General features: G+C 65.5%; 11 protein-coding genes. 10 read left to right on the top strand and 1 reads right to left on the bottom strand.

All coding sequences use genetic code 11. From position 1 onward, the window contains the following. Position 1 precedes the first annotated feature (1 nt). The 8 genes from ACOGXH_RS13225 (at position 2) to ACOGXH_RS13190 (ending at position 9,826) form a co-directional block, all read left to right on the top strand. Positions 2 to 1,189, top strand: coding sequence for an aromatic ring-hydroxylating oxygenase subunit alpha (locus ACOGXH_RS13225; protein WP_419929561.1), 1,188 nt, complete (start codon positions 2 to 4; stop codon positions 1,187 to 1,189). A 51-nt stretch (positions 1,190 to 1,240) separates the two neighbouring features. Further along, positions 1,241 to 2,446, top strand: coding sequence for a hypothetical protein (locus ACOGXH_RS13220; protein ID WP_419929560.1), 1,206 nt, complete (start codon positions 1,241 to 1,243; stop codon positions 2,444 to 2,446). Further along, positions 2,443 to 4,059, top strand: a complete 1,617-nt coding sequence (locus ACOGXH_RS13215; protein ID WP_419929559.1) for an ABC transporter ATP-binding protein — start codon at positions 2,443 to 2,445, stop codon at positions 4,057 to 4,059. The genes ACOGXH_RS13220 and ACOGXH_RS13215 overlap by 4 nt, the downstream gene beginning before the upstream one ends. Further along, complete coding sequence (locus ACOGXH_RS13210) at positions 4,056 to 5,117, top strand: ABC transporter permease (RefSeq protein ID WP_419929558.1); 1,062 nt, start codon at positions 4,056 to 4,058, stop codon at positions 5,115 to 5,117. The genes ACOGXH_RS13215 and ACOGXH_RS13210 overlap by 4 nt, the downstream gene beginning before the upstream one ends. A gap of 66 nt (positions 5,118 to 5,183) precedes the next feature. Next, positions 5,184 to 6,122 carry an ABC transporter permease gene (locus ACOGXH_RS13205; RefSeq protein WP_419929557.1) on the top strand — a complete coding sequence of 313 codons (939 nt, stop codon included), beginning with the start codon at positions 5,184 to 5,186 and terminating at the stop codon, positions 6,120 to 6,122. Positions 6,123 to 6,148: 26 nt separating this feature from the next. Continuing rightward, on the top strand, positions 6,149 to 7,183 hold the full coding sequence (locus tag ACOGXH_RS13200; RefSeq protein ID WP_419929556.1) for a zinc-binding dehydrogenase: 1,035 nt from the start codon (positions 6,149 to 6,151) through the stop codon (positions 7,181 to 7,183). Positions 7,184 to 7,197: 14 nt separating this feature from the next. Beyond that, a complete protein-coding gene (locus ACOGXH_RS13195) occupies positions 7,198 to 8,313 on the top strand; it encodes a methyltransferase (RefSeq protein WP_419929555.1) in 1,116 nt (371 codons plus the stop codon). 124 nt (positions 8,314 to 8,437) lie between these two features. Beyond that, positions 8,438 to 9,826: an amidohydrolase family protein gene (locus tag ACOGXH_RS13190; protein ID WP_419929554.1), complete on the top strand. Its 1,389-nt coding sequence runs from the start codon at positions 8,438 to 8,440 to the stop codon at positions 9,824 to 9,826. A 3-nt stretch (positions 9,827 to 9,829) separates the two neighbouring features. Here the strand turns inward: ACOGXH_RS13190 and ACOGXH_RS13185 are convergent, their stop codons facing one another. Then, entirely contained in the window at positions 9,830 to 11,497 is a 1,668-nt protein-coding gene (locus tag ACOGXH_RS13185) for a class I adenylate-forming enzyme family protein (RefSeq protein WP_419929553.1), read from the bottom strand. A gap of 80 nt (positions 11,498 to 11,577) precedes the next feature. On the opposite strand from ACOGXH_RS13185, the gene ACOGXH_RS13180 reads away from it, so the two are divergent. Further along, on the top strand, positions 11,578 to 12,753 hold the full coding sequence (locus ACOGXH_RS13180) for a steroid 3-ketoacyl-CoA thiolase (protein WP_419929552.1): 1,176 nt from the start codon (positions 11,578 to 11,580) through the stop codon (positions 12,751 to 12,753). After that, positions 12,753 to 13,904 (top strand): acyl-CoA dehydrogenase family protein, encoded by a 1,152-nt coding sequence (locus ACOGXH_RS13175; RefSeq protein ID WP_419929551.1) that lies wholly within the window; start codon positions 12,753 to 12,755, stop codon positions 13,902 to 13,904. The genes ACOGXH_RS13180 and ACOGXH_RS13175 overlap by 1 nt, the downstream gene beginning before the upstream one ends. The last annotated feature ends 37 nt before the right edge of the window (positions 13,905 to 13,941 follow it).

Genomic DNA, 13,941 nt, shown 5'->3' with positions numbered 1-13,941 from the left:
GATGACCATGTTGACCGGCGAGTTGCTGGATTCGTTCGAGGATTCGATCACCGATGTGGCCACCGCGGTGACCCTTCCTCCTGAGATCTACACGTCGGAGGAATTCTTGTCCTTCGAGCGACATGCCCTGTTCGAGCACGAATGGTGCTGCGTCGGGGTGGCCAGTCGCATTCCCGAAACCGGTGATTGGTTCACCGCCACGGTCAGCACTGAGCCCGTCATCGTGGCTCGCCAGAGGGACGGCAGCATCGCCGCATTCTCGGCCATCTGCCGCCACCGGGGCATGCAGGTGGCGGAGGGAGAGGGCAACAGCCGCACCTTCCGATGCCCGTACCACCACTGGAGCTATCGACTGGACGGCCGCCTGATGGGTGCCCCAGCCATGGAGCAGACCGAGGGCTTCGACAACGACGATTGGGGCCTGCCCAACTTGGCCGTGGAGCTGTGGCACGGGTTCATCTTTGTCAACTTCAATCCCGATGCCCCGCCGCTGGCTCCCACCCTGGAGCGGTATGAGCCCTACCTGGCCAACTACGAACTCGACAACTGCGTGTGTCCGGGCACCTTCACCCTCGAAGACCTGCCCTGGAACTGGAAGGTCATGTTCGAGAACTTCAACGACGGCTACCACGCCAACCGCCTCCACCAGGTGATCCAGGACTTCTGCCCCTCGGAGATGGCCCGGTTCCCGGTCCCGTGGTCGGACGATTCCAATGTGATCTTCCGGGAGAACGGCTACACCCACATCGACGGCGGGTTTAACGCCACCCGCAAGGCCCTGTTGCCGGTGTTCCCCAAGCTCACCGAGGAGGAACGGTGGCGGTCGACCTTCGCGCTGATCCCGCCCACGCTGTGCTTTGGCACCGCTCCTGACATGGCGTTTTTCTTCATCGTGCGGCCCACCTCGGCCGAAACCATCGACGTGGAGATCGGCTACCTGCTGCATCCCACCTCGCTGGAGCACCCCATGTTCGACCACTTGTTCCAGGCCAGCGACGACGGCGTGCAGGTGTTCGTGGCCCAAGACCAAGACGCCACCACCAAGGTGCAGCGGGGCCTGCGGTCCCGCTTTGCGGTGCGGGGACGGTACTCCTGGCAGGAGGAGTCCCATGTGCAATTCAACCGCTGGCTGGTGCAGCGCTACCGCCACCACTGGCCAACAGGCACAGAATCTTCTGACGGGGCATGATTAAGGCCCTGGATTGATCGACAAGAGATCGCCCAAACAGGAGGGGAATCCATGACCAAGCGAACGAATGGCCGACTTCGGCTCTTGATGGTGCTGGCGGCGCTGCTGTCGGTGCTGGCCCTAGTGGCCGCCGGCTGCGGCAACGACGACGACGATGACGGGGGCGCGGCGGTCGAAGCGCCTGCGCCAACCGAGGCGCCCGCGCCGGAACCGGAGCCGACAGAAGCCCCGGAGCCCGAGCCTACTGAGCCGCCAGTGGATCCGGAGATGCAGGCGCTGTTGGACACCTTTGACGCGAACGGTGACGGAACCCTCACCATCGGAGTTGCGGCCGCCGGGCCTCGCGACGACCAGGGCTACTACCAGGCGCTGGTGGATTTCGCCGAGGAGTTCTCAGCTGAGAACGGATTTGCCCCTCCCATCGTGACCGACAACATCGGCGCAGCCGAAGCCGCTCAAGCCATGTCCGACCTAGCCGCCCAGGGCGTCGACGTCGTCTTGGTGGGCGCTAGCGAGATTGCCGAGCCACTGGCCGACCTCACCGAGCAGTACCCCGACATCTTCTGGTACTGCAACTGCGGGGCCGGATACCCGGAGACTCCCGGACTGGCCCAGGCCACCGACTGGGGTTCTCCCATCCACTACACCGCGGGCGTGGCCATGGGCGCAACATTGCAAGACCACGGCGGGGACACCGCGGTGTTCTTGGGCTGCTGTGACCTCGGCTTTGAGAAGGAGGCCTATAACGCCACCGTGCACGGTCTCCAGTCCGTGGACCCATCGTTCACCATGGAGTATGTGGCGACCGGCGCCTTCCCGTTCGACTTCGACAACTCGGCCAACGCCACTGCCGCACTCACCAACGCCATCGCCGAAGGGGCCACCTTGGCCTATGCCTACTTGGGCGGCGCGCTGAACCCGGTGGGCCAGCTGGCCACCGACGAGGGCATTGCAGTGTTCGCGGCCGGTCCTGGTGACATCTGCTCTCGCGATGATGGGATCAACTGGACAGGCTCGATCGTGTTCGACGCCGGCCGCTATGCCCGAATCGTGCTGCCATTGATCATCGATGGCGAGCTGACCGAGGGTTCCACCTATCAGTTCCCGACCGCGCCGGGCCTCAACGGCGGCGAGCTGTGTGATCCTTCGGCGGAGGCAGAGGCACTGCTGGCCGATGCCTTCGAAGCGGTTACCACCGACGGTGAGCTGCTCGGCGTGCTCGGCGGAATCTCCGGGGCCGCCTACGGCGGCGGGTGACCGACGCAACGACCGGATTGACCGGCGCCGGGGGGTCTGACCCCTCGGCGCCGGCGGTCGAACTCCTCGGCATCACCAAGAGGTTCGGGGGGATCGTCGCCTGCGATCAAGTAGATCTGACCCTGCATCGGGGTCACATCCACGGCATCTTGGGTGAGAACGGAGCAGGCAAGTCCACGCTGATGAAGGTGCTCATCGGCCTTGTGCTGCCTGACGCCGGGTCGGTCCGCATCGACGGCCAACTCCGCACCATTCACGACCCACTAGCCGCTTCCGCCCTGGGAATCGCCATGGTCCACCAGCATTTCAGCCTGGTCGACCAGCTCTCGGTGTGGGAGAACGTCGCCCTAGGCGAGGAGGGTCGCCTGAAGTCGGCGGGTGTGCGCGACCGGGTGGCGGCCATCAGTCGGCAGTACGGCTTGGACATCGATCCCGACGCCCGAGTGGGCGAGCTCACCGCCGGCCTGCGCCAGAGGGTGGAGATCATCAAATGCCTGCGCCGCGACCCTCATATCCTGGTGTTCGACGAGCCCACCTCGGTGCTCACCCCCGAGGAGTCGGAGCAGCTCTTCAGCACGCTGAGAGAGGTGGTTGCCGCTGAAGGCCGAGCCGTCGTGCTAGTCAGCCACAAGCTGGACGAGGTGCTGCACGCCACCGACGAGATCACCATCATGCGCCAAGGACGAGTGGTGGATCACCGGCCCACACAGGAAGCCGATGCCCGCAGTCTGGCCCGGGCCATGGTGGGCCGCGAGGTGTCGCTCCGCTCGGAGCGGGCCGCCTTCGGAATCGCCGAAATCGATGATGCCGAAGGGGAATCCGCAGTCGACTCTGAAGACCCCCGACTCACCGAACCGGCGGTGTCGAATGAGCCGGTGATGCGGATTGAAGGAGTTACCGTGCGGGGCCGGGGCGGGGCGCGGCTGCTGGACGACATCAGTCTGGAACTTCGAGCCGGAGAGATCGTGGGTGTGGCCGGCGTGGAGGGCAACGGCCAGCGGACTCTGGGCGATCTGCTGTCCAGTCTCGTCCCGCTGGATGCCGGACGGGTAGTGGTGAAGGACAAAGAGGTGCCTACCGGCGCGCCCGGCGCCATGGCCAAAGCCGGGGTGGCGGTGATTCCCGAAGACCGCCATGACTCCGGCGTGGTCTTGGATATGACGGTGGCCGAGAACCTGCTCATGGTGGACCCTCACCGGGTGGCCCGTCATGGCGTCATGGATAAGGCTCGGACCACCGAGACCGCCCAGCAGATGATCGAGGAGTTCGACATCGGCTGTTCCGGACCCGACGCACCACTGTGGTCGCTGTCGGGCGGCAACCAGCAGCGGGTAGTGCTGGCCCGCGAACTGGCCGCCGAACCTGATGTGCTGGTGGCTGCCCAGCCCACCCGCGGACTCGACGTAGGGGCGATTGAGTACATGACCGATCGCCTACGCCAGACGGCGGTTGACGGCGTGGCCGTGCTGTTGATCTCCAGCGAGCTTGAGGAAATCCTTGAACTGGCCGACCGCATCTTGGTCATGTCTCGGGGCCGTATCGCGGGTGAGCTCTCCCACGCCGAGGCCAACCTCGAAACCCTCGGATTGCTGATGGGCGGTAGCGAGGCATGACGAGGGGGGCGCGGCTGACCGAGTGGGTGGCCCTTTACGCCCTCAGCGTTGCCGTGGCCCTGGCCCTGGCCAGCGTGATTGTGGAGGCCACGGGGGGCGACTGGTGGCCGGTGGTGGAGGCCCTGGTGGACGGCAGCATTCTGGCGCCCGGCCGGTGGGGAGGGACTCTGGGCATCGCGGCACCCCTGCTCTTGGTGGCCTTGGGCACGGTGATCTCGTCCAAAGCCGGCTTGATCAACATCGGCCAAGAGGGCCAACTGCTGGTCGGTGCGGCAGTGGCGGTGTATTTCAGCTTCCTTATCGGCGGACCCGGCCCGCTGAACGTGGTGCTGTTGCTGCTGTTCGGTGCTCTGGGCGGGGCGGCGTGGGCTTCCATATCAGGACTGCTGCGCTTCTGGCGGGGGGTGCCCGAGGTTCTGAGCACCCTGCTGTTGGTGTTTGTGGCCCTTCAGGCGGTGGGTTACGGCCTGAAGTGGCAGTGGTTGCTGCTGGCCGACGAGGCCAGTCGGGGAAACCGAAATCTGGTGAGCGAGCAGTTGGCCAAAGACAACCGGATCCCTCGTCCCGACATATTCGGCAATGAGTTCCCCATCACCTTCTATGTGGCGTTGGCCCTGGCCATGGCGGTGGCCTATGTGCTGGCCCGCACGGTGTGGGGATTTCGGCTTCGGATGCTGGGCCACAATCCCCGGGCCGCCCAGCGTGCCGGGGTGTCGTCCACAGTCTACGGAGCAACCGCGCTGGCCATCGGCGGTGGCTTTGCCGGCTTGGCCGGGGCGGCCATGTTCGCCGGCGGTGGCTTCTCGTTCGGCAACTTCCGGCTGGTGCCTGGATTCTCCGACAACATCGGTTGGACCGGACTATTGGTGGCCTTGTTGGCCCGAGAGCGGGCGCTGCCCGCAGTGGTGGCCGCCTTCGTCTTCGCGGGTTTGCGGAATGGGGCCGGCTTTGTGAACAGCACCGGGGTGGAGAGCCGCATCACCGATGTGGTGCAGGGGCTCTTGGTGCTGGCCCTTCTGGTTCCTCCCGCGGTGGTCTTCTTGCGGGATCGTCGATGAGCTCGGGCCGCGGCTACCGAGAGGGTGTGATTTTGTGCTGATTGACGTTGCAGAGGTAGGCCCATCATGCTGATCGACTTCTTCTCTGCCGTGGGCGATGTGCTGTCGAGCGAGTCCACCTATATCAACGGCGCCCTGTTTGCCGCGCTGCTGGCCTTTGCCGCCACTGGAGAGTGGGTAGCCGAGCGCTCAGGAACCTTGAACATCTCCGTGGAAGGGATGCTGCTGAGCGGAGCTTTCGCCGGGATTCTGGGCTATCACATCTCCGACTCGATCGTGGTGGGCTTGGTATTCGGTGTGATCGGAGGAATGCTGATCGCCGCAGTACAGGCGGAGATGAGCCATCGCCTAACTGCCGATCAGTTCGTGGTTGGCCTCACCCTCAACATCCTGGTGTTCGGCTTGGTGGGATTCCTGGATCGAGAAATCGAACCCCAGGCCCAACGGGCCTCAACAGTGGAGATCCCCATCCTGGTGGACATCCCCCTGTTCGGCAAGGCGTTGTTCGGGGAGCCGTGGCCGTTCTACCTCCTCTATGTACTGGTGCCGGTGTCGTGGTGGCTGGTGTACCGAACCCGTTGGGGTTTGGAGCTGCGGGCCGCGGGGGAGAATCCCCAGTCAGCCGATGTCAGCGGCATCGACGTGAACCGCCGCCGTCGCCAGTCGATCTACTACGCCGGGTTCACGTCCGGGCTGGGTGGGGCCTATTTCTTGTTCGCTCGGATCGCCGCGTTCGACGATTCCGTCATCGGCGGCCAAGGATTCATCGCCATCGCCGCGGTGATCTTCGGCGGTTGGACACTGTGGGGCACCATGGCGGGCTGCGTCCTGTTCGCCGGGGCGCTTTCTTTCCAGTTGTCGCTGCAAGGGCTGGGCTATGAGCTCAACACCGAGCTGTTGCAGGCCCTGCCTTACCTGGTCACAATCGGAGCCATGGCCATCTTCGCCAAACGGGTTCGACCGCCGGCCGCCTTGGCCCGACCCTTCATCCGTGGTCTGAAATAGGCAGGCCGAGACCAAGGAGAACGGCGATGAAGGCGATGCGATACCACGAGCCCGGCGGACCGGAGGTGCTCCGCTATGAGGAGGTGGCCGACCCCGAGCCTGGACAGGTGGATGTGGTGGTGGACGTGGTGGCCTCCGCGCTCAACCGATTGGACGTGGTGCAGCGCAATGGCTGGTTCACCATGCCCGGCTTCACCCTGCCCCACATTGCCGGTATGGATGTGGCCGGGGTGGTGTCGGAGGTCGGTTCCGAGGTCGACGGGGTGGCAGTCGGCGACCGAGTGGTGGTGGACCCGTCGCTGGCCGGGGTGGACGACCGCTCCAAGTTGGGCGGCCGAGGCGATCTCTATGGCGAGTTGGGCATCATCGGGGCCACTGTCGACGGGGGCTACGCCGAGCGGTGTCTAGTGCCAGCCTCGCATGTCTACCCAGTGCCCCACGCCATGGCGCTGGAGGCCGCCGCCACCTTCCCCACCTGCTACCTCACCGCTGCTCATGGACTGTTTGAAGTAGGCGGCCTGACGGCGGGGGAGACGGTGATGATCCATGCGGCCGGGTCGGGAGTGTCGGTGGCTGCCATCCAATTTGCCGTGAACGCCGGGGCCACGGTGCTGGCCACCGCGGGCACCGACGAGAAGTGCCAGCAAGCCCTTGAGCTGGGAGCATCCCACGCGCTGAACAACCGGACCGGTGATGTGACGGGGTGGGCTCGGGAGCTGACCGCCGGAGCGGGGGTGGACATGGTGTTCGACCATGTGGGAACGGCGCTGTTCGGCCCGTCTCTGTTCGCGCTGAGCATCGGCGGTCGGCTGGTGAACTGCGGCAATTCCTCAGGCGACGAGGCGGTGATCCCCTCGTTGGGCTACGTGTACCACTCCGGCATCAAGATCCTGGGTTCCGACCCCTATCGCCCCGAGGAGTTCGGCCCGGCGTGGGACACGTTCTGCGGCGACGGATTCACCGCCGCGGTCGACTCGGTATTCGACCTGGCCGACGCCGCAGACGCCCAGGCCAAAATGCTGGCCAGCGACTTCTTCGGCAAGATCTTGCTCAAGCCCTGATCCAAGGCGAGTGAGTGGCTGATTCCCCGTATCCCGAACTGAAGAAGTCGCATGTTCCCGAGCGCGTGGGCCGCCCCTGGACCGACTACAAGCCCCCGCCGTCGGCCCCGGTGTGGGCGGTGATCAGCGGGTTCGGCTCGTTTCATGTGTTGGTGGCGGCCCTTGAGCTGGGGGTGTTCGACGCCCTGTCCGACCGAGGTGCCCATCCCGGCATCCCGCCGGAGGTGACCGCCTCCGAGTTGGCCAGCGATCTTGGTGCGTCGGCTCCCCATCTCGAAGCGCTGCTCGACTCCCTGGCTGTGCTCGGGTTGTTGGAGCGAGTGGGGGGTCGATACGGCCTGAACGACACTGCGGCTCGCTATCTCACCATTGACGGGGCGGCATCGATGGCCTCGCTGGTGCCAGTGGCCCTCGGACCGCTGGACAACTGGTCCCGGTTAGCCGACACCATACGGGCGGGACGGCCTGCTGAGCCGATCGACGACGACCCGGCCGACTTCTACCGCCCCCTGGTGGAGGGCACGTTCACCACCATGCTCCGAGCCGCCACCCGTTCCGACTTCCAGGTGCGCTACAGCGCCCTGGACTCCCCACGGGTGTTGGATCTGGGAGCCGGCGGAGCCCCGTGGGCCATCGCCGTGCTCAAGGCTTGCCCAGGGGCTACCGCGGTGATCAACGACCTTGACGGAGTGATCCAGGTAGCCCAGCGAACCACCGCCGAGCACGGCGTGGCCGACCGCTGCGACTTTCTCCCCGGCGACTTCCACACCATCGACATCGAGCCCGAGGGCTACGACATCGTGGTGCTGGGCCATGTGTGCCGCACCGAAGGCCCTGACGGCGCCCAAAGTCTCATCGCCCGAGCCGCCGACGCGCTGCGCCCCGAGGGACGACTGCTACTGGCCGACTATTTTGTCGCCCCCGAGCCCCAGTGGAGCCCTCACAGTGTGCTCATGGGGATGACCATGATGGCCAGCACCGTTCACGGCTTCGGCATCACCGCGGCCCAGGTCGCCGAGTGGCTGCGGGATGCCGGTTTCGAAGCCCTCCGCCTCATCGAACCCATTGGCCACCAATACGCGTACATAGCCACAAAACCCAGAAACTTTCCCAAGGGGAGGGTTCATTGATAGATGGTGACGTGAGGGCGGGGGGTGGTGCCGGAGGCGGACCTGGCGCACGCGAAGCACGCCAGGCCGCCGTCAGGCGACAGGACCCGCCGCCCGGACGCGTACGATCGAATGAAGGAGTTCAATGACAGAGCAAGTCGACACACTGATCAAGGGCTGGTACGTGGTCACCATGAACCCGACCCGCGACATCATTCGCCACGGCGCGGTTGCTATCAGAGGAAACCAGATCGTCGACGTGGGCAAGTCATCCGACCTCGAAGCCCGCTACCAGGCCGCCGAGACAGTAGGCGGGGATCGGTTCGTGGTCACCCCGGGGCTGGTTAACACCCACATTCATATCACCGGCGAACCCCTCACCCGGGGCTACGTGCCCGACGACACCCCGTTCGAGGAGAACGTGTTCCAGTGGCTTTGCCCGCTCTACTCGGTCTACACCGCCGAGGAGGAGCGCTTGTCGGGGCAGTTGGCCGCGGTGGAGATGCTCAAGTCGGGCACCACCTGCTTCTTGGAGGCGGGAACCACCCGCTTCGTCGACGAAGTGATGGACGGCTTGGACGAGGCCGGCATCCGGGGCCGGATCGGCAAGTGGGTATGGGATCTGCCGCCCGAGCCCAGCGTGTACCGCCAAGACACCGACGAGGCCATTGCCAACCTGCGCGACACCGTCAAGCGGTTCCGGGGCGCGGCCGGGGGAAGGCTGGGGGCATGGTCGATGGTGGTGGGCCACACCACCTGCTCTGACCCCCTGTGGCAGGCTGCTCGGGCCGCGGCCGATGAATTCGAGGTGGGTCTCAGCTTCCACATGTCTCCGGCTACGTTGGATCCCGACACCTTCATAGCGGCGTTCGGCCAGCGGCCCATGGTGCACCTCCATGAGCTGGGGGTGCTGGGCGACGACACCGCTATCACCCACTGCGTGCACGTCGACGACCAGGAGATCCAGCTTCTGGCCGGGGCGGGATCGACAGTGGTCCACTGCCCCACCACCGCGCTCAAGGTGAGCTACGGCGTAACCCAGATCGGCAAGATGCCTGAGATGGTCACCGCCGGGGTGAACGTGAGTCTGGGCACCGACGGCAACAACGCCTCCAATTACTCCGATCTGATGCGGGCCACTTATCTGGTGGCTGGTTTGTTCAAGGACGCCCGGATGGACCCCCAGATGTTCCCGGCCGAGAAGGCCTACGAGATGGCCACCTTGGGCGGGGCCCGCACCATGCTGATGGAAGATCAGATCGGCTCACTGGAACCGGGCAAGCTGGCCGACGTGGTGGTGCACGACACCGACCGTCCCGAGTGGCGGCCGTTGTTGAATGTGATGAACCAACTCGTGTGGTCGGCCGACGGCCGGGGTGTCCACACTGTGTTTGTGGACGGTCAGAAGGTGGTGGAGAACGGCCGCATGACCACCATCGACGAAGACACCTTCTACACCCGCTGTCAAGAGGCGGGAGAGGCCGTGGTGGGACGATCGGGGCTGCCCGACAAGGCGAAGTTCCCTGTCTGGTAGGGGCTAGGAGTACAGCTCCCGCTTGACAATCTTGCCAGCGGGATTGCGAGGCAGGGGGGTAGGGCGGATTTCCCAAAGAGAGGGGATCTTGTAGGGGGCGAGCATTTCCTTGCACCATGCGGCCAGGTCGTCGGGGTCCACCGCGGCATCCTCATTGAGCACCACCACGGCCTTCACCTCTTGGCCCATCTCGGAGTGCTCGACGCCAAACACCGCCGACTCGGCCACCGACGGATGGGCATCGAGGCGGTACTCGATCTCGATGGGGTAAATGTTCTCGGCGTTGCGCAGGATCATGTCCCGGGCCCGGGAGTTGATGTAGAGGTACCCGTCATCATCGAAGCAGCCGATGTCGCCGGTGTTGAGCCACCGATCTCCATCGATGGTCGCCGCAGTGGATTCGGGGTCATTCCAGTACTTGAGCATGGTGTAGGCGCTGCGGCACCAGATGTCGCCCTCTTGTCCGATGGGGAGCGCCTGGCCGTCGGGGTCGCGGATCTCGGCTTCGAATCCGATGGCCACCCGTCCGCAGGAGGTGGGGCGCTCCCGGTACTCGGTGCCACCGATGGTGGCGACCACCGCCACCGACTCCGACGATCCGTATCCCATCCCCACCGCGGGCGCGGCGTTGGGGAAGGCCTGGCGCATGAGGTCTTGCACCGCCGGGCTGGCCGGGGCACCGCCGAAACCCACGTTGACCACACTGGAGGTATCGAACTCGCCGAAGCGGGGATGGTTCACCAGCCGGGAGCCGATGCTGCCCAGGGCGGCGAAGGAGGTCACCCCTTCGTCTTGCATGAGTTGGAGCACTGCCTCAGGATCGAACCTTCCCCGGCGATACACGATCTTGCCCCCGGTGACCATGGCGATAAGCGTTGTGCCGTACAGCCCCGACACGTGGAACAGCGGCGAGGTGCCCAACGTGACCGACTGGGCCGGCGGGCTGGGCGCCGAGCCCTCGTCGGCAGGGGGGTTGGTGCGCATCTCGGCGAACACCCGCACCGCGCCGTTCATCATGGTGGACTGCACGAAACCGATCAGCCCCCGATGCGTGGCCACCGCTCCTTTGGGGCGCCCGGTGGTGCCGCTGGTGAACAGGATCACCGAGGGGTCGTCCTCGGCTAGTGGGACGTCGATGTCGTCAAGAGTGGTGCCCGCACCTGCGGCAATGAATTCGGCCCAATCGTCTTCGATCACCAGGCACGGGGCATCGGTGTCGCCCTTGCCGGAGCGCTCCAGGCGGGGCCGGTCGGCGATCACTAGGGCGGGGTCGCTGAGCGCGGTGGCGTAGTCCACCTCGTCGGTGGTCCACCAGCCGTTGTAGGCCGACACGATGGCGCCGATGCTGGTGGCCGCGAAGAATGACACCACCCACTCGGGGCAGTTGGCGGCGAAGATGGCCACCCGGTCACCGCGGCCGATGCCCCGCTGCTGCAATGCGGAGGCCGCGGCCGCCACTTGGGCGATGAAGTCGTCGAAGGTGTGCCGCTGATCTTCCAGCACCAGGAATTCCCGGTCGCCGAAGTTGGCAGTGTTGGCCACCATCTCCCGCAGCGATCGCATCCGAGCGGAAAAAACCGCGGCCGGTTGTCCCAACACTTCCTCGGTGGTCAGTTCGAACAGCCCGCTGGGCCCGGTCAGCTCTTGGATTACTTCCTCTCGAATACCCACGGCTCAGAACCCTAATCAGTTGCTGTCGTTCGACCGGCTTCGACGGGCTGAACTATGGCTAAAGGCTCTATCGTTGGACCATGACCGAAGTCGTCATCGTCGAAGCCGTTCGCTCCCCGGTGGGCAAGCGAAACGGCGGCTTGTCCTCAGTACATCCCACTTCGCTGCTCAGCCAGGTGCAGTCGGCCGCAGTCGAGCGTTCGGGCATCGATCCCGCCGCCATCGGCCAGGTAGTGGGCGGCTGTGTGGACCAGCTTGGAGCCCAGGCCATGAATGTCACCCGCACCGCGTGGCTCACCGCCGGGCTTCCCGAGGAAACGGCGTGCAGCACGGTGGACTCCCAGTGCGGCTCGTCGCAGCACGCGGTCAACCTGGGCTACAGCCTGGTGAAGTCTGGGGTGGAGGACACGGTGTTGGCCTGTGGCGTGGAGAGCATGAGCATCGTGCCCATCGGTTCGAACGCCACCGCCGAAGGAGTGGGCCGGCCGGTGACCCGCGACTATTTCGCCCACTACGAGTTCACCTCCCAGTTTGAGGGCGCCGAGCGGATGGCCGACAAGTGGGGCATCACCCGGGAGGACTGCGACCACTTCGGTCTCTCCTCGCAACAGCGGGCGGCCCGGGCCTGGGACGAGGGCCGGTTCGAGACCCAGATCGTGCCCATCGAGGCCCCGGTGCTGGACGAGGATGGCAAGAGGATTGACGAGACGGTCACCGTCAGCATGGATGAGGGGCTCCGGGAAACCACCCTGGAAGGGCTGGCCACCCTCAAGCCGGTGGCCCGGCCCGACGGAGTCCACACCGCGGGGTCGTCGTCGCAGATCTCCGACGGGGCCGGCGCGGTGTTGATGACCACCGCCGAGCGGGCCGAACAACTCGGCCTCACTCCTAGAGCCCGTGTGGCGGAGACCTGCCTGGTGGGGTGCGACCCGGTGCTGATGCTGGAGGGCCCGATTCCGGCCACCCATCGGCTGCTGGAGCGATCCGGGCTTGCGATGGACGACATCGACGTGGTGGAGATCAACGAGGCGTTTGCCTCGGTGGTGCTGTGCTGGGCCGCGGACTTGGAGCCCGACATGGAGCGGGTCAATCCCAACGGCGGCGCCATCGCCCTGGGTCACCCGCTGGGGGGAACCGGATCGATCTTGGTGACAAAGGCGCTGCACGAACTGGAGCGCACCGATGGCCAGTGGGGCCTGATCACCATGTGCTGCGGAGGCGGCTTGGGTACCGGGACCCTGATCGAAAGGCTCTGATGGCCACCGACGCCGGTTTGGCCGACGAGCTGGTCGACGCCATCCGGACCTGGGTGGAACGCGAAGTCATCCCCAACGCCCCCGATCTCGAGCACGCCGACGAATTCCCGGAGGCGATGTTCGACCAGATGTGCGAATTCGGCCTGTTCGGGGCCACCATCGATGAGTCCTACGGCGGGTTGGGGCTGGACGCCACCACCTACGCCCGCATCATCGAGGAGTTGTCCCGAGGGTGGATGTCGCTGGCCGGCATCCTCAACACCCACAAGATCGCCGCCACCATGATCGGGCGCTACGGCACCGACGAGCAGCGGGACCGCTTCTTGCCCCGCATGTGCGATGGGTCGTTTCGCTCGGCCTTCTCGCTGTCGGAGCCCGACGCGGGAAGCGACACCCGCAACATCCGCTGCCGGGCCGTGCCCGACGGCGACGAGTGGATAGTCAACGGCACCAAGATGTGGGTGACCAACGGCATGAGAGCCCAGATGGTGATGCTGTTGGCCCGAACCCCTGACGACCGCATCACCTGCTTCATCGTGGAGAAGGAGCCGGGAACGGGTGCCGACGGCCTGACCGTGTCGCGCACCATTCCCAAGCTGGGCTACAAGGGCGTGGAGACCGTGGAAATGGCCTATGCCGACTTCCGGGTGCCCGACGCCAACGTGTTGGGCGGACCCGAGGGCGTGGGCCACGGGCTGGGCTATGCCCTTTCTGCCTTGGAGTTGGGGAGGATCAACATCGCCGCCCGGGCGGTTGGGGTGGCCCAAGCCGCCCTGGAAGCGGCCATGAAGTACGCCCAAGAGCGGGAGACGTTCGGGCGGCCCATCTACGACCACCAGGCCATAGGGTTCAAGCTGGCCGAGATGGCCACCAAGCTCCACGCCGCCCGCCTGATGACCTACGACGCCGCCCGCCGCTATGACTCCGGGGAGCGCATCGACCTGGAGGCGGGCATGGCCAAGCTGTTCGCCTCTGAAGCCGCCTTCGAGATCGCCTCCGATGCGCTGCGCATCCATGGGGGAAACGGCTACACCGAGGAATACCCGGTGGAGCGCTACTTCCGGGACACGCCCCTCATGATCATCGGAGAGGGGACCAGCGAAATCCAGAAGATGGTGATCGCCCGCCAACTGCGCGATCGGTATTCGTAGAGATGATTGCCCGTAGACGACTTTTCGATGTGGATTT

This window comes from Candidatus Poriferisocius sp. (assembly GCF_965208355.1).
Lineage (GTDB): Bacteria > Actinomycetota > Acidimicrobiia > Acidimicrobiales > Bin134 > Poriferisocius.
This window is presented reverse-complemented; position numbering and strand designations above follow the sequence as displayed.

Excerpts from the sequence above, each read along its gene's own strand:
- ACOGXH_RS13205 (WP_419929557.1), top strand. The coding sequence starts at position 5,184 with ATGCTGATCGACTTCTTCTCTGCCGTGGGCGATGTGCTGTCGAGCGAG.
- ACOGXH_RS13190 (WP_419929554.1), top strand. The coding sequence starts at position 8,438 with ATGACAGAGCAAGTCGACACACTGATCAAGGGCTGGTACGTGGTCACC.
- ACOGXH_RS13210 (WP_419929558.1), top strand. The coding sequence starts at position 4,056 with ATGACGAGGGGGGCGCGGCTGACCGAGTGGGTGGCCCTTTACGCCCTC.
- ACOGXH_RS13225 (WP_419929561.1), top strand. The coding sequence starts at position 2 with ATGACCATGTTGACCGGCGAGTTGCTGGATTCGTTCGAGGATTCGATC.
- ACOGXH_RS13175 (WP_419929551.1), top strand. The coding sequence starts at position 12,753 with ATGGCCACCGACGCCGGTTTGGCCGACGAGCTGGTCGACGCCATCCGG.
- ACOGXH_RS13180 (WP_419929552.1), top strand. The coding sequence starts at position 11,578 with ATGACCGAAGTCGTCATCGTCGAAGCCGTTCGCTCCCCGGTGGGCAAG.
- ACOGXH_RS13200 (WP_419929556.1), top strand. The coding sequence starts at position 6,149 with ATGAAGGCGATGCGATACCACGAGCCCGGCGGACCGGAGGTGCTCCGC.
- ACOGXH_RS13220 (WP_419929560.1), top strand. The coding sequence starts at position 1,241 with ATGACCAAGCGAACGAATGGCCGACTTCGGCTCTTGATGGTGCTGGCG.